Below are 23,037 nucleotides of genomic sequence, written 5' to 3'. Positions count from 1 at the left end.
TGACCTGCTCGGACTCGGAACGGCCTCGTCGCGCCGCCGCCTGGCGAGCCCCCGCGGGCCAGCAGACAATGGAGACCGGAGCCAGATGGCGGCCATCAGGCGACGGCTACGCCGGTCATCGTCCGGGAGGTAGTGATGCGTCAAACCCATCTCACCGGGGAGTCGGCCGACTACCTCGGCGCCCGCGAGGAGCTGCGGCAGGCCGAGATCGAGCTGATGCGCCACCGTGAACGCGTCGCCGACCTGCGCCGCCGGCTGCCGCTGGGCCCCGTGATCGACGACTACGAGTTCGCGGAAGGCCCCGCTGACCTGGAGGCCGGCGACGCGCCGGTGACGACCGTCCGGCTGAGCGAACTGTTCACCCGGCCCGGACGCGACCTGGTCATCTACCACTTCATGTACGGCAAGCGGCAGACCCAGCCGTGCCCCATGTGCACGATGTGGATCGACGGGTTCGACGGCATCGCTCAGCACGTGACGCAGAACGTCGATTTCGCGATCGTCGCCGCGGCCGATCTGCCCGTGCTCCGCGCGTACGCCCGCAGCCGGAACTGGACGCATCTGCGCCTGCTCAGCGCCGGGTCCAGCAGCTTCAAATACGACCTCGGCAGCGAGGACGCCGAGGGCAACCAGGACTCGACGGTCTCGGTGTTCACCCGCGACGGCAACGGGTCGGCGCGCCACCTCTACTCGGGGCACCCGCGGCTGTCCGACGACATCGAGCAGCGAGGCATCGATCTGCTCAGCCCGGTGTGGCACATCCTCGATCTCACCCGCCGAGGCCGCGACGACTGGTTCCCCTCGGTCGGCTATCCGTCCTGACGCGGCCCCTGGTGCCACCCCCGCGCTCACCCGCCGGTGTGCCGCGCCGAGCCCACTCCGGCGTCCAGGTCTCCTCCTCTTCGCTGCGGCCGGAGTAGGCGGAAGTGAGGTGCTCGCGCAGCGCGGTGAGGGCCGGGTGCGGGTTGTCGGTGCGCCAGATCAGTGAGTGCGGGTAGACCGGGATCGGGTCACGCAGGGGGATGCGGCGGAGGTCGTGGCCATCGGGCCAGACGAGGGGGGTCTGTTCGCTGACGAAGGTGGCCAGCGTCGAGGAGTCCGCGATCGTGTCGAGGAGCGGCTCGATGCCGAAGTTGGGGCCGACCGAGTCGATGGTCAGCCCGAACGCGGCGGCCAGGTCGTCGTAGTACGCGGCCCACTCGGTTCCGGGGACGTTGCCGGGCATCCAGATACGGCGCCCGGCGAGCTGGGCGAGGGCGACCGAGCGGGCGGCCGCGAACTCATGGGCCGGTCCCGTGAACAGCTGAAGGGGCTCGTCGAAGACCGGAGTGGCCTCGATGCCGTCGGGGAGCTGCCGTCCGGGCACGATGACGGCGCGGAAGGTGGCGTCGATCGTCCCGGACCGGACGGCGGCGATGGCCGTGTCGGCATCGAAGAGGGTCACCACATCGAGATCGGTCTCCGGGTGCGCGCGATGGAAGTCGCGCAGCAGACCTGCCACCGAGACCCGTCGGCCGATCACATCGACGCGCAACGCCCTGCGGCCGGGACGCACGGAAGCGGCCGCCCGCTCCTCGGCCTGGAGGAGAGCCCGGGCGTAAGGCAGGAACGCCTGCCCGTCGATCGTGAGCCGGGCGCCACGCGCCGCGCGGGTGAAGAGCTTCACTCCCAGGTCCTTCTCCAGCACGGCGATGCGCTTGGAGACGGCCTGCTGGGTGATCGACAGCTCGGCCGCGGCCTCCTGGAACTGGCCGGTATCCGCAGCAGCGATGAAGGTGCGCACGGCGTTGAGATCCATGCCGGCGATTCTATGCACACAGCCATGGGTTGTGGGTTTGTTTGTTGCTGTTGGGCGAGAGGTAGCTGCTTGTTCCCGGTACATGCCCGGTACGTGCCCGGTACGTGCCCGGTACGTGCCCGATACTGAATGCTCGCGTACCGTCTCCACACAACGATAAGTTGATTCTGCTGCTCGGACGCGCCGGATATGCCGAGCGTGGCGGCCAGGCGGCCGCAGAGCCATTACTTGATGACGACTCCGCCCGTGATCCATCCACCAGCGCCTAAGCTTCCGCCGTGAACGACACCACGCATGGCATACGGATCAGATCGGGCAGCCTGGCCGACGCACCGGCCATTCTGAACATGCTCGACTCCGCGGTGGCCTGGATGAACGCACGCGGCAACACCGAGCAGTGGGGCACGACACCGTATTCACAGAAGCCCGGCGGGGTGGCGCGGGTCGAGCGGTACACGACCGAAAACGCCCCGTACATCGCGGAGTTGGACGGAAGCGCCGTCGGAGCGCTGGTGCTGGACCGCGGGCCCAGCCCGCAGATGCCGATCGCGCCGGCCGAGGAACCCGAGCGGTACGTCCGGCTGCTGGTCTCCGACCGACGGTACGCCGGTCGCGGCATCGGGGCGGCGCTGCTGGCCCATGCCGCCGAAGAGACCCGGCGGGCCGGCGCGGAACTGCTGCGGGTCGACTGCTGGGCGGGCGGCGGGGGCGAACTGGTCGCGTTCTACGAGCGCAACGGTTTCCTTCCCACCGACCGTTTCCTGGCCCAGGACTGGCCGGGACAGGTGCTGGCCCGGCGGGTCGGCTGACGCGGCCCGTGGAACTGCGTCAGGTGCGTTATTTCGTGAGCGTGGCCGAGGAACTGCACTTCGGGCGCGCCGCCGAGCGGCTCCACATCGTCCAGCCGACCGTCAGCCAGCAGATCCGGCGGCTGGAGCGCGAGTTCGGGCTGGAGCTCTTCGACCGCACCACGCGTACCGTGGCGCTGACCGCGGCGGGCCGGGCCTTTCTGCCGCACGCCCGCGCCATCCTGGAGGCCGAGCGCGCGGCGGCCGAGTCGATGTCCGTTCTGCGGACCGACCGGGAATCGGCCCTGCGGCTGGGCACCGCCGTCGGGCTGGGCACCCGCCTGGACGCCGTGTTGGCGGCGCTGGCCGAACGGGCTCCCCGGCTCATGGTCGAACTGATCAGCGCGCCCGCGGCGAGCCGGCTGCGGCAGGTCCGCGACGGAGAACTGGACGCCGCCTTCCTACGCGGCGTCGCCCACAGCCCGGGTCTGGAGCTGCTCCCGTTGTGGCGCGACGTCCTGGTCGCCGCCCTGCCCGCGCGGCACCCCCTGGCCGCGCAGCGGGAAGTCGCCCTCGCCGACCTGGCCGAGATGCCCCTGCGCATCGCGTCCCGGGAAGCCAATCCGCACCTGTTCGATGCCGTCGTGGGCGCCTGCCGGGCGGCCGGATTCGAGCCCGTCATGGGCCCCTCGTTCACCACCGACCAGGACACCCTCGCCGCCATCGCCTCCGGCAGACCGAGCTGGGCGGTCTACTACGCGGTCCAGGCATGGATTCAGCCGGCACCCCGCATCGCCTTCCGGCCGTTCACCGAACCCGCTCCCGCCGTACGGACCTTCCTGGCCGTGCGCCCGGATCCGCCGTCCCGCCGGCTGACCGCGCTCCTGGACGCCTGCGGTGACGGCGACGGAGCGGACTGACCGCCTCCGCCCCCGCCTCCGAAAACCCGGCGGATCGGCAGCCCGGCGGCCCGGCTCAGGACTGTGCCAGATAGCCGGCGAGGGTGCTGCGGGTGCGTTGGAGATCGTCGATGCGCTTGTCCGTGGCCGCCAGCTCCCGGTCCAGGAGGGCCCGCAGCTCCGCGCACCAGTCGAACTCCGGCCGGTCGCCCCGGGCGCACGGCAGCACGGAACGGATCACCTCGGTGGACAGGCCCGCGGCCAGCAGGGCGCGGATCTTGCGCACGGTGACCACCGAGTCCTCGTCGTATGCGCGGTAGCCGTTCGGTCCACGCATGGCGTCAAGCAGCCCCTGCTCCTCGTAGTAGCGCAGCAACCGCGGGCTGACCCCGGTACGCCGGGACAACTCCCCGATCAGCATGTGACCCGTCCCCTCCGATGTTGACCTTCTCATTGATGTGAAGGCTTAACGTCGCGCCATGAGCAGGCATTCCGCGCCGGGCCGCTCGGATGGTTGCCCGGAGGACCGCTCGGAGTGCTACTCGGAGGACCGCTCGGGGATCCACCCGAATTCGTACTGCTGGAGTGACACATGACCTCGTTTGTTGTCCCACGTGACGGCCGGGCGGCGACCGACCGCTCGTTCCTCTTCGTCCTGGGCAGCTCCCGCCCCGACGGCAACACCGAGATCCTCGCGCGGGCCGCCGCCGAGCAGTTGCCCGCGGAGATACCGCAGCGCTGGGTGGACCTGTCCGCGCTGCCGTTGCCGGACTTCCAGGACGGACGGCACGAGACCGACGCCTTGCCGGGCGGGGAGAGCGAGGAGACGCTGCGCCGGGCCACTGTGGAAGCCACCGACATCGTGCTCGCCTCGCCCTTGTACTGGTACACCCTCTCCGCGGGGACCAAGCGCTACCTCGACTACTGGTCGGGCTGGCTGACCGCCCCCGGCTCGGACTTCAAGGAGCGGATGGCGGGGCGGACCCTGTGGGGCGTGACCGTCATGGCGGACCGTGACGAGGCAGTCGGTGACGGGCTGGTGACCACCCTGAACAACTCGGCGGCGTATCTGCGGATGCGATTCGGCGGGGTGCTGTTCGGCAACGGTTCCCGGCCGGGCCAGGTGCGGGCCGACGAGCGGGCGGCGATCCGCGCCAAGACCTTCTTCCAGCGTGCGGCCCCGCTCGCCCGGTTCCCCTACGAGGAAGGAGCCGGGGAGCGGTAGCCGACGCGACTCGGCGGGGTCGGGGAGCGGCGGGCCACGCTGCGCATCGCCCCTGTGCCACGGCCTGGGCGTCACGAGGACCTCACGTCATTGCCGTTCTCCGCGGAGGATGCCCTTTCGCGCTGCGTCGACTTGTGCCTATACAGCCTTGGAGGATCACGAACTCCACACGACGGCACTCTGGAGGACAGCGCCTTGGACGAGGCATCGCACGACGCATCGCATGGCACATCGCACGACGCATTGCATGGCACGGCGGACGACACTTGGGACGACACGCCGGATGGTAAGAGGTCGAACTCGGCGGACTTTCCCGGGCAGTTCGCGCGCACCCGCCGCTTCTCGCTCGGGGTGCCGCGGCAGTTCACCGTCTCCCCCGACGGACGGCGGGTGCTCTTCGTACGGACGGGGTCGGGCACCGACCCGGTCGGTCGGCTGTGGCAGTACGAGGACGGCACGGAGCGGGTGCTGGCCGACCCGGCGCTCCTGGTGGGGACCGGGTCGGAGGTGGTGCCCGAGGAGGAACGGCTGCGGCGGGAGCGGGCGCGGGAGCGTTCCGTGGGGGTGGTGGCGTATGCCGCCGACGGCGCCGCGCAGCTGGTGGCGTTCGCGCTGTCCGGGGCGCTGTGGGCGGTGCGTACGGACGGCGGCGCGCCGTTTTCCGTACCCGCGGCCGGTCCGGTGGTCGACCCCCGCCCCTCCCCCGACGGGCGGGTCATCGCCTACGTCAGCCGTCGGTCCCTGCATGTCGTCGGCCTGGACGGCGCCGACCGGCAACTGGCCCGCAGCGAGGGGGCGGAAGTCGGCTACGGGCTCGCCGAATACACGGCCGCCGAGTCGATGGGCCGGTCGCGCGGCTACTGGTGGGCGCCGGACAGCCGCCGCCTCCTGGTGGCCCGGGTCGACACCTCCCCCATGGAGCGGCGTTACCTCAGCGATCCGGCGAACCCGGCGAAGCCCCCGCAGGTCATCCGCTACCCGGCGGCGGGCACCGCGAATGCGGAAGTGACCTTGCAGCTGGTGTCGCTGGACGGGGAGCGGGTGGACGTGACCTGGGACCGGAAGGCGTACGAGTACCTCGTCGACGCGGGCTGGGACGCGCACGGTCCCTTCATCGCCGTACAGAGCCGTGACCAGCGCACCCTGCGCACCCTCGCGGTCGATCCGGCGACCGGCGCCACCGCGGTGCTCCACGAGCGGACCGATCCCGCATGGGTGGAGCTCGTGGCCGGCACGCCGGCGCGTACCGCCTCGGGCGCCCTGGTGCTGCCGGAGGACACGGACGACACCCGGTATCTGACCGTCGGCGGCCACCGCGTCACGCCCGCCGGGCTGCAACTGCGCGCCGTCCTTGGCGTCGAGGGCGAGCGGGTGCTGTTCACGGCGAGCGAGGACCCGACCGAGACCCATGTGTGGCGCTACGAGCCCGGCCACGGCGTCCACCGGCTGAGCCGGGACCCCGGCAGGTACGGGGGCGCGGGGCGGGCCGGCACGGTCGTCCTGGCGGGGGCCGGGCCGTGGGGCGCCGAGGTGACGGTCGTACGCGGCGAGGCCGGCGGGTACGCGCCCGTGGCCGCCCTCGCCTCGCTCGCGGAGGAACCGCTGGTCACCCCGCGGCCGCTCCCGCTCTCGCTCGGCGAACGCAAGCTGCGCGGCGCCCTCTACCTCCCGTCATGGCACACGGAGGGCACCGGGCGGCTGCCGGTTCTGCTCGACCCGTACGGGGGCCCGGGCATGCAGATGGTGGGGCGCGACCGCGGCTGGCCCGCGTGTGTGTCGCAGTGGTTCGCGGAGCAGGGGTTCGCGGTCCTGGTGATCGACGGCCGCGGGACGCCGGGACGGGGCCCCGCCTGGGAGAAGGCCGTGCACGGCGACCAGCTCACGCCGGCCCTCGAGGACCAGGTGGACGGGCTGCTGGCCGCCGGGGAGCGGTTCGGCGACCTGGATCTGGCGCGGGTGGCGATCCGCGGGTGGTCGTTCGGCGGGTTCCTGGCGGCGGCGGCCGTGCTGCACCGGCCCGACGTCTTCCACGCGGCGGTGGCCGGCGCCCCACCCACCGACATGCGGCTGTACGACACCCACTGGAAGGAACGGTTCCTGGGCCACCCGGACACGCACCCGGAAAACTACGCGCGCTCCTCCCTGACCGGCCACGGCCACCGGCTGTGCCGCCCGCTGCTGCTCGTCCACGGGCTCGCCGACGACAACGTCGCGGCCGCGCACACGCTGCGCTTCTCGGCGGAGCTGCTCGCTGCGGGCAAGCCGCACACGGTGCTGCCGCTGCCCGGGGCCACCCACTCGCCCACCGACGACGCGGTCAACGAGAACCTGCTCCGCTTCCAGCGCGATTTCCTGCTCGAGGCGCTGCGAACGGGCCGGGGATCGGGCGGGGGCGAGGGTTTGAGCGCGGGATAAGGGTTTGAGCGGGGATTGAACGGGGGCGGCGGCCCGCCCGTATGCCCGTGTGGAACGCAGAAACCCAAACCCCTGGCGAACCCACCGGACATCGGAGGCGGACATGGCTCGAGAGGCATCGGCGGACCCGGCGATATCGGAGCGGGCGGCATCGACCCACACGGCATCGGGGCGAGCGGGCGGGCCCTCGCGGCGGACCGTCGTCGCGGCGGCCGGCGCGGCCGGGCTGACCGCGGCCCTGGCGGCGTGCGGCACCGGCAACTCGTCCGAAGCGGGGGCCACCCTTGCGAAGGCGTCAGAGATCCCCAAAGGCGGCGGCAAGATCTTCAAGGCCGAGCAAGTGGTGGTGACCCAGCCGAAGGACGGCGAGTTCAAGGCGTTCTCCGCGGTCTGCCCGCACGCCGGCTGCCTCGTCGGCGAGATCACCGGCGGCACCATCAACTGCCTGTGCCACGGCAGCAAGTTCGACATCGCCGACGGCAGCGTCAAGCACGGTCCCGCCACCACGGGCCTGTCGACGGCCAAGGCGAAGGTCGAGGGCGGCTCGGTGACCCTCGGCTGACGGCACGGCCACCCGGACGCCCGCCGGGGCCGCATCGGCCCGCAGCGGACCGTTCCGCCGTCACCCCTCCAACGGCAATCCGAAGCGCACGGCCGCTGCCGGGGCGCCGAAGTACGCCGAGCCCGTGCCGGTCAGGCCGGCCGGGCCGCCCGGCAGCCGCCAGACCATCCCCGTGCCGTTCTCGCCGTCGGCGGTGGCCGCCAGGTCCGCCCGGCCGTCCCTGTCGGTGTCGCTCAGGAGCAGCGCCGCACCGAAGCGGTCACCGCTCTCGGCGGCGCCCGGCACTCCCGGACTGTCCTGCGTGAACATCTGCGCGCCGGCCGTCGTCACACCGTCCGATGAGCCGTGCAGGACGGTCACCGCGCCCGCCGACCGCACGGCCGTGGTTCCGGAACCGAGCGTCTCGCCCGGAGCGCCCACCACGAGATCGCCGAAGTGGTCGCCGTCCACGTCGCCGATGGCTAGCGCCGCGCCGAAGGCGTCCTCGGGCTCGGCCGTCCCGGGTACGCCTTCGGTGTCCTGGTCCAGGCCGACGGCCGGCCGCCCGGTGCCGGGCCCGGCCGGCGCGCCGTAAACGACCGTGATCCCGCCGCCGCTACCGACGGCCAGGTCCGCCCTGCCGTCGCCGTCGAGGTCCCCCGACGTGAGTCCCTTGCGTCCGGCGGAGTGCGCGCTCTGCGGCAGCCCCTCGACCCGCGCTCCCCCGGCGAGTCCGCCCGGTGCGCCGGCGAACCACCAGATGCCGCTGGAGATGTCCGCGTCGTCCTCGGGCCGCGGGTTGGCCTCGGCGAGCAGATCGGCTCGCCCGTCCCCGTTCACATCGGCGGCCCGTACGGCGTCGATCCACTCGCTCCCCTCGGGGAGTCGGTGCACCGTCACGCCGCCGTTCGCCCCGGCACGGGTGAACGGGCCCTTGAGCACCCGCACCCCGCCCTCGTGGCCGATGGCCAGATCCGGGTGCCCGTCGCCGGTGAAGTCGGCGGCGGCAAGCGTCGCGCCGACCGCGCTGTACGGTCCCTCGGGGTCCGGCGCACCGGTCGGCAGCGGGCTGCCGGCGGCGAGCCCGGACGACCCGCCCCACAGGACGGTCACCGAACCGGCCGCCCATGGGGCCGTCCCCACGGTCTCGGACGGAATCCCCACCGCGAGGTCGCCGAAGCCGTCCCCGTCGAAGTCCGCCGCGGCCAGCGCCCGGCCGAAGCCGTCGCCGTCCTCATCGTGCCCCGGTACGCCCGGCGACTCCTGGCCGATGACGGCGCGCGTGCCACCGAGGCCGCCGGCCGCACCGTACAGCACCGTGATCCGCCCGGCTCCGCCGTCCGAAGCGGCGACCACGTCTCCGTACCCGTCGCCGTTGAAATCCGCACGCAGCCCCGGGGGCGAGGCCGCCGCATCACCGGTCTGCCACCCCACCAGCCCCACGGCGAGCAGCCCTGAACAGGCCATCGACATGATCGTGCGCGCCGTGCCCATGTGTAAGTCCCCCGTACCGGGAGCGGCCGAGGGGACGGACTCCCGAGTCCGACCGCTGATCCGACCGCTCATCTGCCTGTTGATCCCACTGCTCCGTTGGCTCTCGTACAGGGAGACCTACGAGGCCTCGTAGGGGTTGTACGCCGGGCTCGGCCGACGCCACGGACGGTGCCCGGACGGGACCCGAACCTGCTGGCGCGCCGGGTGGCAGGCCTCCCCTCCAGGCGTCTTCCCCAACTCCTCGCGAATTTCCGCGATATGACCACGGTTTCCTCACATGCCTGCCATCATCTGTTCACCATTGAACTAAGGGGGCCGGTATGTCTGCACCACAGGGACCAACGGGGGGTCAGCCTTGGCAGCCGCCACCTCCCTGGCAGCAACCCCAGCCACCCGAGCGTCGCGGGCGGGGCAAACGTGTGGCCGCGTATACGGGGACCGCGTTGCTCGCGCTGTTCATCGGTGTGGGGATCGGCGGATCAGGAGCCTCTGCCGGAAAGGCCACGGCAGCCGGTTCTCCCCATCCGGCGCCCACCGTGACCGTTACGGTCACAGCGACAGCAACGGCGACGGCGACGGCAGCACCCCGGCCTACGGTGACGGTCACCGGTAAGCCCCGGCCAAAGGTGACGGTGACCGTCACGGCATCGCCCAGGGCGAAGGCCGAGGCGGACCGGCCGACTTCGCCGTCCGGTACGTCCGGCGGCTCGTCGGGCGATTCGGGCTCCACCGGCGGCGGCTCGTCCAGCGGCGCGACGGCCCGGTGCCGGGACGGCTCGTTGTCGTATTCGGCACACCACCAGGGCACCTGCTCGCATCACGGCGGTGTGGCGGTCTGGTACCGGTGAGCCTCGAAGCGCCTTCGTCGCCGGCGCTCCGGCCAGGGCAGCGATCATGGCGAACTCCGCCTGGAGCACGCCGAGTTCGCTCGTGGGTGATCACCTCAGGGCGTTGATCGCGGACGTCTGGGCGCCGCGCTCCCGGTCGGGGCGGTCTACGCCGGGACGGGGCGGCCGCAGCCGGTGTTCACGGCCGTAATGGCCGGTGCCTCCTGGCTGGTGCCTCCTGACTGGTGGTGACCGCGGCAAGAAATCGATACTCCAGGGGTGAACTGGGGGGCGAGGGCGCGGCGTTGCCGGTCTTGCGGGACCGGCTGACCATGCTGGGCGTGCCGGCCGTCACCTGCGTCGCGGTGCGCGTCGAGGTGGTCATCGCGCCGTGTGCGCTCGCGCTGGTGCCCTGTCTGACGCCGGTGCCCTGTCCGGCGTCGGCCGTGGCCCGGCGCGCCCCGTCGCGCCCTGGTTCAGCGGGCGCGGCGTGGCCTTTTCCAGCAGGTCAGGACGTCGTCGGTGGTGGCGATGGTGGCCACCAGGGCGAGCGTGTGGCGGACCATCGCAGGGGTGTATTCGGCGGGCACTCCGGCGATGGCGTCCGCCGGTACGACGGTCGTGTAGCCGAGGTTGACGGCGTCGAACACGGCGTTGGGGATCGCCACATTCGCCGAGACCCCCGTGACGACCAGCGTCCGGCACCCGAAATTGCGCAGCAGGGCGTCCACGTCGGTGCCGGCGATCGGGGAGAGGCCGTGCAGCCTGCGCACCACCAGGTCATCGTCCGAGACCGGGATCGGATCGGCGACGCGCACCGCGCCGGACCCGATGGTCTGCCGGACGGGCAATCGCTCGGCCGCCCTGAACAGGCGGGCGTTGCGGCTGGCGCCGCGCCCGTCGGGACGGCGCTCGGCGATCGCGTGCAGCACCTGCACCCCGGCCTCGTGGGCGGCCGCCACCAGGCGGGCGACATTCGCCAGCGCCCCCGACTTGCGTGCCGCAGCGGCGAGTTCGGGCAGCGCGCTGTCCGTACCGACCACCCCGCGCTGGCACTCGACGGTGAGCAGCACCGTGGTGGCCGGGTCCAGTTGCTCGATGAGTCGCGCGTTCGTCGGCATGGGCGATCCCCTCCTGTGCGAGGCGCGCGAGGCTAGCCGCCATTGCTTCCGTTAGGAAGAGCCCCCATGATTCCTCCGTGGTTTCTGACGCAGGGTCAGGGGCGGACGGCCACGGCACGGGACAGCACGGACCGGTCAGGCATATCGCAGTCAGGAACGGCCCAGTCAGGTAGGGCCCAGTCGAGTACGCGACGGACGGCAACGGAGGCGATGACGGATGGCGGACACCCAGCGGCGCGGGCGCCGGATCATGATGACGCGGGACGAGCTCGACGCGTTCCTTGCGGCGCAACGGACCTGCCGGGTCGCGACGGTCGGCGGGGACGGCGCGCCGCACGTCGGGGCGCTGTGGTTCACCTGGGACGGTGCGGCGCTGTGGCTGTACTCCATCACCCGCAGCAAGCGGTGGGCGCAACTGCGCAAGGACCCGCGGATCGCCGTGGTCGTCGACGACGGGCACGAGTACGGGGAGCTGCGCGGCGTCGAGCTGGCGGGCGAGGCGGTGTTCATCGGCGAGGCGCCCCGTACGGGCGAGCCCTGCCCCGAACTGGCCGGCCCGGAGCGGATGTTCGCGGCGAAGTACTTCGGCATGGACACCATGCCGCACGACGGACGGCACGCGTGGCTGCGGCTGACACCGGATTCCCTCGCCTCGTGGGACTTCCGCAAGATCCCGGGGTGATCCCCGGCAACGGATGTGGGGCCCGGCCCGGCATCGAACCGGTCATGGGCCGGCCCCGGAGCCCCGCTTCCGGGGAGCCGGCCTCACGTCACACCGGGATCACGTCACACCGGGATCGCACCGTCCGGGATCGCACCGTCCGGGATCGCGCATCCGGACCTCGCACGGTCCGAGATCACATCCTCGGTCGCGCCGTCAGAGATCACATTGTCAGTGGTCTCTGCCAGAGTGGAGTGGTCAGCCCATTCTCCGCCGTCACAGGTGCGGGAGCGGGGTGGTTCGGCCGCCACGGGCCGGGCACCGACGATGCGAAGGAGATCCGATCCGGTGAACGTCCTCTTCCCCGCGCTGCACGACGCTTCGCCCGCCCCCGCGCTGCGCTTCGGCGAGCGCGCGCTCAGCTACCGCCAACTGGCCACGGTGGCGGTGCCGCTCGCCGGGATGATCGGCGGCGAGACGCGCGTGGCGATCTGGGCGACACCGACGCTGGAGACCGCGGTCGCCACGGTCGCCGCGCTGCTCGCCGGGGTGGCCGCGGTGCCGGTGAATCCCAAGATCGGCGAGAGCGAGCTGGCGCACATCGTGGCCGACAGCGCGCCCTCGCTCGTCCTGGCCGCATCGGGCGACGATCTGCCGGCGACGCTCGCCGCGCTCCCCCGTATAGACGTGGCGGCCGCCGAGCCCGAGGACGGACCCGAGCCGCTTCCGGTCCCGTACGAACCGGTCGACGAGGCACCGGCCCTGATCGTCTACACCTCCGGCACGACGGGACCGCCCAAGGGCGTCGTCCTCCCCCGGCGCGCCATCGCCCACACCCTCGACGCGCTGGAGGACGCCTGGCAGTGGACCGCCGACGACGTCCTCGTCCATGCCCTGCCGCTGTTCCACGTCCATGGCCTGATCCTCGGCATCCTGGGTCCGCTGCGCCGCGGTGGCAGCGTCCATCACCTGGGGCGCTTCAGCACGGACGCGGTCGCCCGGGAGCTGTCCGCAGGCGGCACGATGCTGTTCGGCGTGCCGACGATGTACCACCGCCTCGCCGTCGAGGCCGGGCAGAACCCCGCGCTCGCCAAGGCGCTGTCCGGGGCGCGGCTGCTGGTCTCCGGTTCGGCCGCGCTGCCGCTGACCGATCACGAACTGCTCGCGGCGGCCTGTGGGCGGCGGGTGATCGAGCGTTACGGCATGACGGAGACGCTCATGAACACCAGCGTGCGTGCGGACGGCCCGGATGCCACCGGGACGGTCGGGGTGCCGCTGCCGGGGGTGTATGCCCGGCTGGTGGACGACGCGGGGCAGGCCATCGAGGCGAGCGACGGCGAGACGGTGGGCGAGGTGCAGGTCCGCGGCCCAAATCTGTTCGTCGAGTACCTCAACCGCCCCGATGCCACGGCCGCGGCGTTCGACGGCGGCTGGTTCCGTACGGGCGATATGGCGGTCCGTGACCCTTCGGGGAATTACCGCATCGTCGGCCGCAAGGCCACCGACCTGATCAAGAGCGGCGGCTACAAAATCGGCGCGGGCGAGATCGAGAACTCCCTCCTGGCGCACCCCGGTGTCGCGGAGGCTGCGGTCACCGGTGAGCCGGACGAGGACCTCGGCGAGCGGATCGTCGCCTGGATCGTGGCGGAGACCGGCCCGGACGCCGGGCCACCGCCTTCCGCCCAGGAGCTCGCCGACCACGTCGCCCGCCAGCTGGCGCCGCACAAGCGGCCCCGCGTGGTGCACTTCCTGGACGCGCTGCCGCGGAACGACATGGGCAAGATCCTGAAACGAGAGCTCCATGCATGAGTCCGGCGCCGCTGCCCCGATGCCGAGCATGCGACTGACGGCCCGTCAGGCCATGGCGGCGGTGTCGGATTCGTATGTCGAGCTGAGGGCGCCCGAGGGCGCGGAGCCCGGCCGGCCGGACGGCCCGCTGGGCTGGCCCGGCTACGACGCCTCCCGGGACCGGGCGCGCGCCCGGACCGGCGAGGACGAGTCGGTGGTCGCCGCCCTCGCCACCATAGGCGGCACCGAAGTCGTCCTGCTGGCCTTCGAGTTCGGCTATCTGGGCGGCTCGCTGGGCGAGCGTACCGGCGACCGCCTGGAGGCCGCGTACACCGAGGCCCGGGAGCGCCGCCTGCCACTGGTGTCGCTGATCGCCACGGGCGGCAGCCGGATGCAGGAAGGGATGCGGGCGCTGGCCCAGCTCCAGCGGGTGGCCGGGCAGTCCGCGCTGCACCGCGCGGAGGGGCTGCCGGAGATCGCCGTGCTGCGGGATCCGACGACCGGCGGCGGCTGGGCGACGCTGGGCGCGGGCGCCGATGTGATCCTCGCCCTGCCCGGCGCGCAGATCGGCTTCGCCGGCTCCCGGGTGCGCCCGGCGGACGCCGACCCGCACGCCTACTCCGCCGAGGGCCAGCTGGCGGCCGGGCAGATCGACGCCGTCGTCCCGCCCGACCGGCTGCGTGGCGCGCTGCAACGGTGGCTCCATCTGCTGGGTGGAACGGGACGGTCGGCGGCCGGGAGCGCGCGCGAACCGGTACCACCGCCGTCCGCGCTCGGCCTGCCTGAGCTGCCGGAGACGGGCCGGAGCGCGGTGGCCCGCGCCCGCGACGCCCGGCGGCCGCGTGCCGAGGCATATCTGCGGGCGTACTTCGACGATCGGGAGGAGATCAGCGGCGACCGGTGCGGCGGCGTCGACAGCGGCATACGCTGCGGCTTCGGCCGTCGCGGCGGCCGGACCATCGCGTTCGCCGCGCAGTGCGGTACGGCCACCCGCCCGGCCGGATTCCGTACGGCGGCCCGGCTGGTCCGGCTCGCGGACCGGCTCGGCATCCCGGTGCTCACCCTGGTGGACACCCCGGGTGCCGCGAATGACGCGGAGGCCGAGCGGGCCGGCGCCGGCGCGGCCATCGCCGATGCCTTCGCCGCGCTGGCCGCGGCCCGTGTGCCGATCACGTCGCTGCTCATCGGCGAGGGCGGGTCGGGAGGCGCGCTGGCCCTCGCCGCACCGGGCAGTCTCTGGGCGACCCCGGACAGCTACTTCTCGGTGATCGCCCCGGAGCTGGCCGCCGCCATCCTCAAGCGCGACCCCCAGGAGGTGCACCACACCGCCGACCAACTCCACATCCGCCCGCAGGACTTGCTCGACCTGGACATCATCCGCGGCATCGTCCCACCGGCCTGACCGGAGCCCCGGCCACCCGCCTGCGTCGTCGTCTCAGGAACCCGAGACGGCCTTCCCCGCCACCTGGAGCGCTGCGACGGCGGCGCGGATCGAGGGTCTGCGGTCGGCGTCCGCGCGCCAGATGGCGTAGACGTGGCGGCGCATCGTATGCCGTACGGGCACCACGCTCACCCCCTCCGGCACGGGTCCGCGGCCGAGGCGCGGGGCGACCGCGACACCCAACCCCGCCGCGATCAGGGCGAGTTGGGTGTGATGCTCCTCGGCCAGATGGGCGATGCGGGGCTCCACGCCGTTGCTGCGCAGGGTGAACATCAGCCAGTCATGGCAGAACTCGGCCTGCGGCCAGGAGATCCACTCGTCATCGGCGAATTCCTCCAGGTCGACGGAGCTCCGGCGAGCCAGCCGGTGGTCCGACGGCATCGCCACATCCGCCGGATCGTCGAGCAGCGGAGCCTTGGCCAGCCCCTCGGGCAACGGCAGCGGCCGGTTGTACCAGTCCAGGACGACCGCCAGATCGAGGTCGCCGCGCACCACGCCGCGCACCGAATCGTCGGGCTCCAATTCCCTCAGCCGCGCGCGGAGTTGGGGGTACTCGGTGCGCAGGGCGGCGAGCGCGGCCGGGAACAGCCCGCGGGCCGCGGTGGGGAAGGCGGCGAGCCGGAGATCGCCCACGGCCTGGCCGCGGTGCGCCTCCAGCTCGGCCTGCGCCAGCTCGACCTGCGAGAGGATGCGCCCCGCATGTTCGGCGAGCAGCCGTCCCGCGTCCGTCAGCCGCACCCCGCGGCCGTTCTTCGCCAGCAGCTGCTGCCCGGTCTCCCGCTCCAGTTTGGCGATCTGCTGCGAGACCGCCGAGGTGGTGACATGCAGTCCCTCGGCTGCCGCACTCACCGAACCATGGCGGGCGATCGCGCTCAGGGTCCGTAGACGATCCAGGTTCAACACATAAGCAATGCTACGCGATACCCGCCACAAATTCTCGCTTGTGCTAAGAAGTGGAGGTCAGCATCGTAGAGGGCATGAGCACCGCCACGGGCCCTGACACCGCCGCCGCCCGCACCACGCCGCCTTCCCCCGCGACCACCGACGCCCCGGTCACCGGCAAGGCTCCGGTTCGCCCCGCCCGTCACCGGACCCTCGGCTGGCCGGTCCGCTTCGCCCTGCTCTGCCTGGTCTGGGGCTTCAGCTTTCTGTTCATCAAGGTGGGTACTCAGGGCTTCACGCCGGTTCAGTTCACGCTGGGCCGCCTGGCCTGCGGTGCGCTCGTCCTACTGGTGATCCTCGCGATCAGGCGCGAGCGGCTGCCGCGTTCCCCCCGGATCTGGGGTCATCTGACGGTCTCCGCATTCATCCTCAACGTCCTCCCCTTCACCCTCTTCGCCTACGCCGAGACGACCATCCCCTCCACCCTCGCCGGCATCTGCAACGCCACGTCCCCCCTGTGGGGCATGGTGCTCTCCCTCGTCGCGCTCTCCGAGGACCGCCCCACCCGGCGCCGCGTCGCGGGACTCGGCCTCGGATTCCTGGGTGTGCTCACCGTTCTCGGCGCCTGGCAGGGCTTCTCCGGTACGGACATGGCGGGCACCGCAATGGCACTGGGCGCCTCGCTCTGCTACGCAATTGGCTGGATCTACGTCCGCCGCACGCTGGCCGGCGTCGACCACTCCCCCGCCGCCATGACCGGCACCCAGCTTCTGCTGGCCACCCTTGAACTGGCCGTCGTGGCGCCCCTGTTCACCTCCCTTCCGACGTCGTTCCCGATCGCTCCGCTGCTCTGCGTCTTCGCGCTCGGCGCCCTGGGCACCGGCTTCGCCTTCGTCCTCCAGTACCGGCTGGTCGCGGAGATCGGCCCCACCACGGCCCAGATGTGCACGTACTTCATCCCCGTGATCGCCACCGCCGCCGGCGTGGCCCTCCTGGACGAGCAGCTGAGCTGGAACACCCCGGTCGGCGCCCTGATCATCCTCGCCGGCGCCGCCCTCACCCAGAGCAAGCCACGACGCAAGGGCTAGCCCCCGGGCCTTGGCCCCGGCTCCGGCCCTGGCCCTGGCCCAGACCTCAACCCTCGATCACCGATGCCACTTCCGCGGAAGGCCCCCGAACCCCGACTCGGGGGCTCTTCGCTGCCCGCCCTCACCCGGGCCCCACGCCCTCAGAGCCGCCACTCGCCCTCCTCGTCCGCCCGCATCAGGAGCTATCGAGCTGTCGCAGGGAAGGATCCGGCCGCACACCGCACGCCTCTCGGCGCATCGGGCCTCGCTGCCTCGCTGCCTCACTCATACCGCCGCGCCTCCCCCACGCCCGTGGCCGCGGCGACGGCGTCCGCCACCGGCTCGATGTCGTCGTCGGTCAAGCCGGACACGGTGATCCGGATACCGGGCGGCGACTGCATCCGAAAGCGCGCGCCGGGCGCCACCGCCCAGCCGGAGTGCAGGAGCCGCGCGACGGCGCCCGTTTCGTCGGGGACCGGCACCCAGACATTCATTCCGCTGCGCCCCCGCGACCGGACTCCACGCTCGGCCAGGGAGCGTATGAGGGCATCCCGCCGGCGGTCGTACGCCCCGGCGACGCGCTTCGGATCGATGACGGCCGTGCGCCAGAGGTGGGCGACCGTGTTCTGGAGCAGATGGCTGACCCAGCCCGGCCCCAGGCGCTGTCTCCCGCGCACCCGGTCCAGGGTCACCGCGTCGCCGGTGAGCACCGCGAGGCGCAGGTCCGGGCCATAGGCCTTGGCCGTGGAGCGGACCAGCACCCAGTGGTCGGTGACGCCGGAGAGCGGATGGAGCGGGACGTCGACGATTCCGTGGCCGTGGTCGTCCTCGACGAGAAGGACGTCGGGATGGTCGGCCAGGAGGCCGCGGAGTTCGGTGGCACGGGCGCGGCCCACCGCCGCTCCGGTGGGGTTCTGCGCCCGGTCGGTGATCACGACGGCACGGGCGCCCTCCTGGAGCACACGCGCCAACCGCTCGGGGACCGGGCCTTCGTCGTCCACCGCGACCGGCGCCGGGCGCAGCCCGAGCGCCGGGATCAGATCCAGCAGACTGCCCCACCCCGGGTCCTCGACCGCCACCGTGTCACCGGGCCGCAGATGGACGGCGAGCACCCTTTCGATGGCGTCGAGCGAGCCGCTGGTGACGGCGATCGGGGCTTCGGGCACGCCGTCCCGGACGAAGGCGGCACGGGCCAGCGCCTCGAGATCGTCATCGACCGCGGGCGCGCCGTAGAGCGTGGGCCGCCGGGCGCTGCGCGCCGCCGCCTCGGCCAGCGCATCCTCCAGGGAGGGCAGCAGCGCCGGATCGGGATTGCCGTCCGAGACCTCCCGTACGCCCGGCGGCGCCTCCACCCGCAGCGCTTCCCGGGAGGTGCTCGCGGGTCTGGGGCGCACCCGGCTGCCCCGGCGGCCCGCGGTTTCGATCACACCCCGGTCCCGCAGCGTCCGGTACGCGGACGCGACCGTATTGGGATTGACCTCGAGATAGACCGCCAACTCCCTCAGCGGAGGCAGCACTTCGCCTGGTTGGAGCTCACCCGCACCGACGGCTCGCTCGACGCTGGCGGCAATCTCCGATGCGCGCCGCCCTTCGATCCGATACTCTCCTAGCACAAACTTGATTATGCACTAGTGCAATGGAGAAGGCAATGGCACACGAGGAATCGGCACGGGACACGTCGTATGCGCCGACCGGGCGCACTGTCCCCACCCGCGCCCGCGAGCGCGCCGCCTATGACCACGAGACGGTGCACGCCATCCTCGATGCGGGCTATCTCTGCCACCTCGGCTTTGTGCGCGACGGAGCCCCGGTCGTGCTGCCCACGCTCTACGGCCGCGTCGGCGACCGCCTCTATCTGCATGGTTCGACGGGCTCGCGCCCGCTGCGCGGGGCCGGCGAAACGGCAGGTGAGGCCGTCGACCCGGGCCTGCCGGTCTGCGTCACGGTCACCCACGTCGACGGCCTCGTGCTGGCCAGGTCCGCATTCCACCACTCCATCAACTACCGCAGCGTCGTGGTCCACGGCACCGCCCATCAGGTCGTCGACCCGGACGAGAAGACGGCCGCCCTGGACGCACTCGTCGACCATGTGCTCCCGGGCCGCGCGGCCGACTCCCGGCCGGGCAACGCCAAGGAACTGGCCGCCACCGCGGTGATCCGCCTCGACCTGCGGGAGGTCTCCGCCAAGATCCGCACCGGCGGCCCCAACGACGAGCCGGAGGATCTCGGGCTGCCGTACTGGAGCGGCGTCCTGCCCGTGGCCCCGGTGTACGGCGCCCCCATACCGTCCGACGATCTGGCGCCCGGCACGCCCCAGCCCTCATACCTCACCGCCCGCTGAGGAGTCGCGATGCTGATCCATCCCTGGGACGCCCCCACCGATGACGCCGAGTGGCAGGACTGGCTAGCCGCGCACGACTTCGGGCAGCTGGCCGTCAACGGCGCACCCGGCGATCCGCCGATGGTGCAGCCGACGCACTTCGCCTACGACCCGGCCCGCCGGGAGGTGATCACCCACCTGGCCCGCCCCAACCCCATCTGGCGCGCGCTGGAGGGGCGGCCCGCGGTCCTGCTGAGCGTGGTGGACGACTACGCCTTCATCCCCGGCCCCTGGCAGGCGGAGGAGGGCGAGCCGCCCGAGCACGGCGTCCCGACCAGCTTCTACGCCGCGGTCCAGCTGACCTGCACCGCCCATGTCGTGGACGACCCGGAGGCCAAGGCCGCGCTGCTGCAGCGCCAGATGGGCCACTTCCAGCCGGAGGGCGGCTCGGCTCCGGTCGCCGCGGGCCAGGCGCCGTACGGCCGGCAGCTCTCCGGCCTTCGGGGGCTACGGCTCGAAGTGCTCGAGGTGAGGGCCAAGTTCAAGTACGCGGGCAAGCGGAGCGAGGCCGTCCAGCGGCGCATCGGGGAGCGCCTCGCCGAGCGGAACGGCCCCGGCGACGCGGCGGCCCGCGGCCACCAGGAGCGCCGCCGGGCCGCCCGGTCCGCTACCGCGCCCTGAGCCGGCGCGCTGCCCGGCCGGCGCCGAACGCCGGCCGGGCACGCCGGTCAGCCCGCCACCGGCAGGACGGCCGGTTCCACGCCCGCCGAAGCCCGCCGCACCTCGGCCACCGCCAGCGCGGCAACGGCCGTCAGCAGCACCCCGGTTCCGATCGCCGTGGTCATCGTCAGCCGCTCCCCGAGGAAGAGCACGGCGATGGCCGCCGCCGACACCGGCTCGAGCAGCAGGATCACGGACGCGGTCGCGGCCCGCACCACTGCCAGCGCCGCGAAATACAGCACATACGCCAGCGCCGTCGGCACCGCGGCGACATAGCCCAGCAGCAGGAGGCTGCGGCCCAGCCCCTGCGCCTGGGGCCACAGTCCCTCCGCCGCCGCGAGCGGCAGCAGGCAGAGCGCGCCGACCGCGAAGGTGCTGATCGTCGACGCGTAGGGATCACCGCTGCCGCCCTTGCCCAGCCGCCGCGTGATCAGCGTCACCGCGGCACACCCGGCGGCGGACAGCAGGGCACAGCCGATGCCGGCGGGCCGGACCGTCGCGCCGCCCCCGCCGAGTACCAGGACCAGCAGCCCGGCCACCGCACCGGTGACCGCCAGGACCCCGCCCGCGCCGAGCCGTTCGCCCATCATCACGCGCGCACCGACGGCTATCAGAACGGGCGCCGCCCCCATCGTGACGACGGTGCCCACGGCCAGGCCGGTGTCTTCGACGGCGGCGAAGTAGGCGGTCTGGAAGACGGCGAAGCCGATGCCGGTGGCGGCGATCCGCGTGATGCGGCGGCGCACCGGCTCATAGGGGGCGGCGCCTGCGGCCGTGGCCCGCTGGCGGCGCAGCAGCGCCCGCACGGTGAGCAGCAGTACCAGGCCGCCGAAGGTGCGCCAGAAGCTGATGGCGAGGGGGCCGAGCCCGCTGCCCCGGTAGAGGAGGGCGGCGGTGGCACCGGCCGTGCCCCAGACGATGCCGGTGAAGGTGACGTACAGCAGCCCCCGGCCCACGGGCAGGGCGGAGGAAGGTGTGGCATGCATGAGAGAGGTGCTCCGGGAAATCCAGGACGGCGCGATGCGCCGCGGAATGGTCGCGTGGTCCCGTGTGCAGGCAGCGACGATCGGCTCGGGAACTCGCCCGAGCCAGGGTTTCCTCGGAGGCCGCCGCCCGCCTTACGCGGCGGGAGGGGGCAGCACAGTCAAACGCATGATCGACAGCTTACGGGGCGCATGAGCCGACCGACAAGCCGTCCCCCGCAAGGGCCGGATCGGAGGCACCCGACGACGGGTCCTTCGGCTTGGCCGACTGCGCGATGAAGGCGCCGACCAGCACCACCACCCCGCCCGCGATCTGCGGCGCGGACAGATGCTCGCCGAGCAGCACCCAGGCCAGTACGGTCGCGATCACCGCCTCCAGACAGGCCACCACCCCGGCGACCTGGGGCGAGAGCAGCCGGATGGAGACGACCCCGGTCAGGTAGGCGGCCACCGTGGCGATCAGCACGATCCAGCCGAGGAGCAGCACCGCGGGCACCTGGGTGCCGTTCATGCCGGCGCTGCCGCCGAGCACCTGCCAGTGCATGTTCCAGGGGCGGGCGATCACGGTGAGCACCGCGGCGCCGATCAGCAGGCCGTAGGCGATCACGCCGATCGGGTCGGCCGTGTCGTCGCCGTCACCGCCATGGTCGGACAGCACGAAATAGCCGACCTGGCAGCAGGCCGCGCCGAGCGCGAGGGCCAGGCCGATGACGTCGAAGCTCAGCCCGGACCACACCTCGACGACGCAGGCCAGGCCGCCGACGGCCAGGATGACGCCGAGGGCCGCGGCGCGGGTGACGGGCCGTTTCTGGACGAAGCGCACCCAGCCCAGGACGAGGGCGGGCGCAAGGTATTCGATGAGCAGCGCGACGCCGACGGGTATGCGGGATATCGAGGCGAAGTAGCAGGCCTGGACGCCGGCCACGGCGAGCAGCCCGAAGCCGACGAGCAGGGCGGGCCGGCGGCGCGGCAGCTCGCGGTGGCGCCAGGCGAGCGGCAGCATGACCAGCGCGGCGCCGGCCACCCGCAGCCAGGTGACGTGCAGGGGCTCGAGACCGGCCTCGATCAGGGGCTTGGCGGCGACGCCGGACCCGCCGAACGCGAGGGCGGAGAGCAGCGCGATACCGAGGCCGGCGCCGCGCCCCCGGGGCGCGCTCCCGCCACGGGCCGAAGTTGCCTGGGGGGTCCCGGTGGACCCTGGTGCTGCTGGGCCGATACCGGTGGCTGGACCGGCGGGGCTCCCCGAAGACGCGTGCATCCGCTCATCATGACAGCCGCCGTCAGCAGCACCACCCCCGAGACCCCTGTCGCCGCCGCGTCACTCCTGGCCGGAGCCGTCCCCGTCCAGGCGGGCGGCGAGCAGGGCGGTGTCCACGGAGGCCCGGTGCAGGACCTCGACGGCCCGGGATTCGGGGTCGTCCACCAAGGCGGCGAGCAGATCGAGGCAGCCGGCGCGGTTGGCGTAGCGGGCGTGCGCACGGTCGAGCGCGCCGTCGAGGGCTGCGGCCGCGGCGGGCGACCACCCGGGGACGCCGCCCTCGGTGACCGTGGGGACGGCGCCGGAGTCCTCGACCGTGCCGTGCCATTGGAGTCCGTAGCCGATGCTGCGCTGGACGAGGTAGCCGAGCAGCCGGGCGATCTGGGGGCCGCCGTCGAAGGCACCGCGGACCGCGGGGTCCGATTCCAGGAGGCCGTGCAGCAGATGCGCGGTGTCCACCTGGCGGTCGCCGTCTCGGGTGGCCCTCCTGCGGGCGGCGGACACGACGGATGCCAGCTCCACGGTGAGCTGGGTGTCGAGGTCCACCTGGGCGGGGCCGTCGCCGCCGCTGTACGCAGTACGGTTTTGCACAGTCCCACCCCACCAGCCGCTGCGGCTCGGAGCATCCCCGGCGGGAAGCATTTGCGCATCCCACCCTGGTTGGGGATGACCTCCCGGCATCTCATCCTTACGGAGGAGATAGCCGGAAATCGTGGAAGCCGGGCATTTGGGTGCCGGGCGCCGTCTTGTGCGCCTGGCAGGCAACCGGAAAGCGCCCCGCGCACGTCCTTCCCCGACAGGCTCGGCGA

The 23,037-nt window shown here is 72.7% G+C and carries 22 protein-coding genes; 13 read left to right on the top strand and 9 right to left on the bottom strand.

The features are described from left to right. The first annotated feature begins 135 nt into the window (after positions 1 to 135). Complete coding sequence (locus ACIRPT_RS04130; protein ID WP_403821916.1) at positions 136 to 822, top strand: DUF899 family protein; 687 nt, start codon at positions 136 to 138, stop codon at positions 820 to 822. Here the strand turns inward: ACIRPT_RS04130 and ACIRPT_RS04125 are convergent. After that, positions 770 to 1,798, bottom strand: a complete 1,029-nt coding sequence (locus ACIRPT_RS04125) for a LysR family transcriptional regulator (protein WP_403821913.1) — start codon at positions 1,796 to 1,798, stop codon at positions 770 to 772. The two genes, ACIRPT_RS04130 and ACIRPT_RS04125, sit on opposite strands and share 53 nt — an antisense overlap. Positions 1,799 to 2,076: 278 nt before the next feature. Between ACIRPT_RS04125 and ACIRPT_RS04120 the strand changes: the two genes are divergently transcribed. After that, the gene (locus ACIRPT_RS04120) at positions 2,077 to 2,607 is read left to right on the top strand and encodes a GNAT family N-acetyltransferase (protein ID WP_403821910.1); all 531 of its coding nucleotides are present in this window, start codon (positions 2,077 to 2,079) and stop codon (positions 2,605 to 2,607) included. A gap of 8 nt (positions 2,608 to 2,615) precedes the next feature. Continuing rightward, positions 2,616 to 3,506: a LysR substrate-binding domain-containing protein gene (locus tag ACIRPT_RS04115; RefSeq protein WP_403821907.1), complete on the top strand. Its 891-nt coding sequence runs from the start codon at positions 2,616 to 2,618 to the stop codon at positions 3,504 to 3,506. 55 nt (positions 3,507 to 3,561) lie between these two features. Here the strand turns inward: ACIRPT_RS04115 and ACIRPT_RS04110 are convergent, their stop codons facing one another. Next, positions 3,562 to 3,906, bottom strand: coding sequence for a MerR family transcriptional regulator (locus ACIRPT_RS04110; protein ID WP_403821904.1), 345 nt, complete (start codon positions 3,904 to 3,906; stop codon positions 3,562 to 3,564). Positions 3,907 to 4,077: 171 nt separating this feature from the next. On the opposite strand from ACIRPT_RS04110, the gene ACIRPT_RS04105 reads away from it, so the two are divergent. The 3 genes from ACIRPT_RS04105 to ACIRPT_RS04095 all read left to right on the top strand — a co-directional run bounded on the left by ACIRPT_RS04105 (position 4,078) and on the right by ACIRPT_RS04095 (position 7,687). Then, positions 4,078 to 4,710: a flavodoxin family protein gene (locus tag ACIRPT_RS04105; protein ID WP_403821901.1), complete on the top strand. Its 633-nt coding sequence runs from the start codon at positions 4,078 to 4,080 to the stop codon at positions 4,708 to 4,710. 351 nt (positions 4,711 to 5,061) lie between these two features. Continuing rightward, entirely contained in the window at positions 5,062 to 7,125 is a 2,064-nt protein-coding gene (locus tag ACIRPT_RS04100; RefSeq protein WP_403823345.1) for a prolyl oligopeptidase family serine peptidase, read from the top strand. A gap of 103 nt (positions 7,126 to 7,228) precedes the next feature. Beyond that, positions 7,229 to 7,687 carry a Rieske (2Fe-2S) protein gene (locus tag ACIRPT_RS04095; protein WP_403821898.1) on the top strand — a complete coding sequence of 153 codons (459 nt, stop codon included), beginning with the start codon at positions 7,229 to 7,231 and terminating at the stop codon, positions 7,685 to 7,687. Between the two features lie 60 nt (positions 7,688 to 7,747). Here the strand turns inward: ACIRPT_RS04095 and ACIRPT_RS04090 are convergent, their stop codons facing one another. Next, positions 7,748 to 9,160: an FG-GAP-like repeat-containing protein gene (locus ACIRPT_RS04090; protein WP_403821895.1), complete on the bottom strand. Its 1,413-nt coding sequence runs from the start codon at positions 9,158 to 9,160 to the stop codon at positions 7,748 to 7,750. A 632-nt stretch (positions 9,161 to 9,792) separates the two neighbouring features. On the opposite strand from ACIRPT_RS04090, the gene ACIRPT_RS04085 reads away from it, so the two are divergent. After that, a complete protein-coding gene (locus ACIRPT_RS04085) occupies positions 9,793 to 10,008 on the top strand; it encodes a DUF3761 domain-containing protein (protein ID WP_403821892.1) in 216 nt (71 codons plus the stop codon). 455 nt (positions 10,009 to 10,463) lie between these two features. On the opposite strand, the gene ACIRPT_RS04080 is transcribed toward ACIRPT_RS04085, so the two are convergent. Next, positions 10,464 to 11,108, bottom strand: a complete 645-nt coding sequence (locus tag ACIRPT_RS04080) for a cysteine hydrolase (protein ID WP_403821889.1) — start codon at positions 11,106 to 11,108, stop codon at positions 10,464 to 10,466. Positions 11,109 to 11,325: 217 nt separating this feature from the next. Here ACIRPT_RS04080 and ACIRPT_RS04075 point away from each other — a divergent pair, with 217 nt between their 5' ends. The 3 genes from ACIRPT_RS04075 to ACIRPT_RS04065 all read left to right on the top strand — a co-directional run bounded on the left by ACIRPT_RS04075 (position 11,326) and on the right by ACIRPT_RS04065 (position 14,959). Next, positions 11,326 to 11,790, top strand: coding sequence for a pyridoxamine 5'-phosphate oxidase family protein (locus tag ACIRPT_RS04075; RefSeq protein WP_403821886.1), 465 nt, complete (start codon positions 11,326 to 11,328; stop codon positions 11,788 to 11,790). Positions 11,791 to 12,117: 327 nt separating this feature from the next. After that, positions 12,118 to 13,578 carry an acyl-CoA synthetase gene (locus ACIRPT_RS04070; protein ID WP_403821883.1) on the top strand — a complete coding sequence of 487 codons (1,461 nt, stop codon included), beginning with the start codon at positions 12,118 to 12,120 and terminating at the stop codon, positions 13,576 to 13,578. After that, a complete protein-coding gene (locus ACIRPT_RS04065) occupies positions 13,571 to 14,959 on the top strand; it encodes a carboxyl transferase domain-containing protein (protein ID WP_403821881.1) in 1,389 nt (462 codons plus the stop codon). Before ACIRPT_RS04070 ends, ACIRPT_RS04065 begins: the two co-directional genes overlap by 8 nt. A 33-nt stretch (positions 14,960 to 14,992) precedes the next feature. Here ACIRPT_RS04065 and ACIRPT_RS04060 read toward each other — a convergent pair whose 3' ends face one another. Continuing rightward, complete coding sequence (locus ACIRPT_RS04060) at positions 14,993 to 15,901, bottom strand: LysR family transcriptional regulator (protein ID WP_403821878.1); 909 nt, start codon at positions 15,899 to 15,901, stop codon at positions 14,993 to 14,995. Positions 15,902 to 15,975: 74 nt separating this feature from the next. On the opposite strand from ACIRPT_RS04060, the gene ACIRPT_RS04055 reads away from it, so the two are divergent. Beyond that, positions 15,976 to 16,968 carry a DMT family transporter gene (locus tag ACIRPT_RS04055; protein ID WP_403821875.1) on the top strand — a complete coding sequence of 331 codons (993 nt, stop codon included), beginning with the start codon at positions 15,976 to 15,978 and terminating at the stop codon, positions 16,966 to 16,968. A 260-nt stretch (positions 16,969 to 17,228) separates the two neighbouring features. Here ACIRPT_RS04055 and ACIRPT_RS04050 read toward each other — a convergent pair whose 3' ends face one another. After that, complete coding sequence (locus ACIRPT_RS04050) at positions 17,229 to 18,560, bottom strand: aminotransferase class I/II-fold pyridoxal phosphate-dependent enzyme (protein ID WP_403821872.1); 1,332 nt, start codon at positions 18,558 to 18,560, stop codon at positions 17,229 to 17,231. Between the two features lie 35 nt (positions 18,561 to 18,595). On the opposite strand from ACIRPT_RS04050, the gene ACIRPT_RS04045 reads away from it, so the two are divergent. Both ACIRPT_RS04045 and ACIRPT_RS04040 read left to right on the top strand, forming a co-directional pair. Then, complete coding sequence (locus tag ACIRPT_RS04045; RefSeq protein ID WP_403821869.1) at positions 18,596 to 19,288, top strand: pyridoxamine 5'-phosphate oxidase family protein; 693 nt, start codon at positions 18,596 to 18,598, stop codon at positions 19,286 to 19,288. Positions 19,289 to 19,297: 9 nt separating this feature from the next. Continuing rightward, positions 19,298 to 19,948: an FMN-binding negative transcriptional regulator gene (locus ACIRPT_RS04040; protein WP_403821866.1), complete on the top strand. Its 651-nt coding sequence runs from the start codon at positions 19,298 to 19,300 to the stop codon at positions 19,946 to 19,948. A 47-nt stretch (positions 19,949 to 19,995) separates the two neighbouring features. On the opposite strand, the gene ACIRPT_RS04035 is transcribed toward ACIRPT_RS04040, so the two are convergent. From ACIRPT_RS04035 to ACIRPT_RS04025, 3 genes are all read right to left on the bottom strand, one after another. Beyond that, positions 19,996 to 20,973 carry a DMT family transporter gene (locus tag ACIRPT_RS04035; protein ID WP_403821863.1) on the bottom strand — a complete coding sequence of 326 codons (978 nt, stop codon included), beginning with the start codon at positions 20,971 to 20,973 and terminating at the stop codon, positions 19,996 to 19,998. A gap of 178 nt (positions 20,974 to 21,151) precedes the next feature. Next, positions 21,152 to 22,228, bottom strand: a complete 1,077-nt coding sequence (locus ACIRPT_RS04030; RefSeq protein ID WP_403821860.1) for an EamA family transporter — start codon at positions 22,226 to 22,228, stop codon at positions 21,152 to 21,154. A 60-nt stretch (positions 22,229 to 22,288) separates the two neighbouring features. Next, positions 22,289 to 22,819, bottom strand: a complete 531-nt coding sequence (locus ACIRPT_RS04025; protein ID WP_403821857.1) for a Clp protease N-terminal domain-containing protein — start codon at positions 22,817 to 22,819, stop codon at positions 22,289 to 22,291. Positions 22,820 to 23,037 lie beyond the last annotated feature (218 nt).

The organism is Streptomyces sp. NPDC101227 (genome assembly GCF_044767545.1).
GTDB lineage: Bacteria > Actinomycetota > Actinomycetes > Streptomycetales > Streptomycetaceae > Streptomyces.
The sequence above is the reverse complement of the archived record's forward strand: the minus strand, read 5'-3'. Positions and strand labels throughout refer to the sequence as shown.

Bases quoted from the DNA above. Each gene is read 5' to 3' on its own strand.
- ACIRPT_RS04130 (WP_403821916.1), top strand. From the start codon at position 136: ATGCGTCAAACCCATCTCACCGGGGAGTCGGCCGACTACCTCGGCGCC.
- ACIRPT_RS04125 (WP_403821913.1), bottom strand. From the start codon at position 1,798: ATGGATCTCAACGCCGTGCGCACCTTCATCGCTGCTGCGGATACCGGC.
- ACIRPT_RS04110 (WP_403821904.1), bottom strand. From the start codon at position 3,906: ATGCTGATCGGGGAGTTGTCCCGGCGTACCGGGGTCAGCCCGCGGTTG.
- ACIRPT_RS04105 (WP_403821901.1), top strand. From the start codon at position 4,078: ATGACCTCGTTTGTTGTCCCACGTGACGGCCGGGCGGCGACCGACCGC.
- ACIRPT_RS04095 (WP_403821898.1), top strand. From the start codon at position 7,229: ATGGCTCGAGAGGCATCGGCGGACCCGGCGATATCGGAGCGGGCGGCA.
- ACIRPT_RS04090 (WP_403821895.1), bottom strand. From the start codon at position 9,160: ATGGGCACGGCGCGCACGATCATGTCGATGGCCTGTTCAGGGCTGCTC.
- ACIRPT_RS04080 (WP_403821889.1), bottom strand. From the start codon at position 11,108: ATGCCGACGAACGCGCGACTCATCGAGCAACTGGACCCGGCCACCACG.
- ACIRPT_RS04075 (WP_403821886.1), top strand. From the start codon at position 11,326: ATGGCGGACACCCAGCGGCGCGGGCGCCGGATCATGATGACGCGGGAC.
- ACIRPT_RS04065 (WP_403821881.1), top strand. From the start codon at position 13,571: ATGCATGAGTCCGGCGCCGCTGCCCCGATGCCGAGCATGCGACTGACG.
- ACIRPT_RS04055 (WP_403821875.1), top strand. From the start codon at position 15,976: ATGAGCACCGCCACGGGCCCTGACACCGCCGCCGCCCGCACCACGCCG.
- ACIRPT_RS04045 (WP_403821869.1), top strand. From the start codon at position 18,596: ATGGCACACGAGGAATCGGCACGGGACACGTCGTATGCGCCGACCGGG.
- ACIRPT_RS04040 (WP_403821866.1), top strand. From the start codon at position 19,298: ATGCTGATCCATCCCTGGGACGCCCCCACCGATGACGCCGAGTGGCAG.
- ACIRPT_RS04035 (WP_403821863.1), bottom strand. From the start codon at position 20,973: ATGCATGCCACACCTTCCTCCGCCCTGCCCGTGGGCCGGGGGCTGCTG.
- ACIRPT_RS04030 (WP_403821860.1), bottom strand. From the start codon at position 22,228: ATGCACGCGTCTTCGGGGAGCCCCGCCGGTCCAGCCACCGGTATCGGC.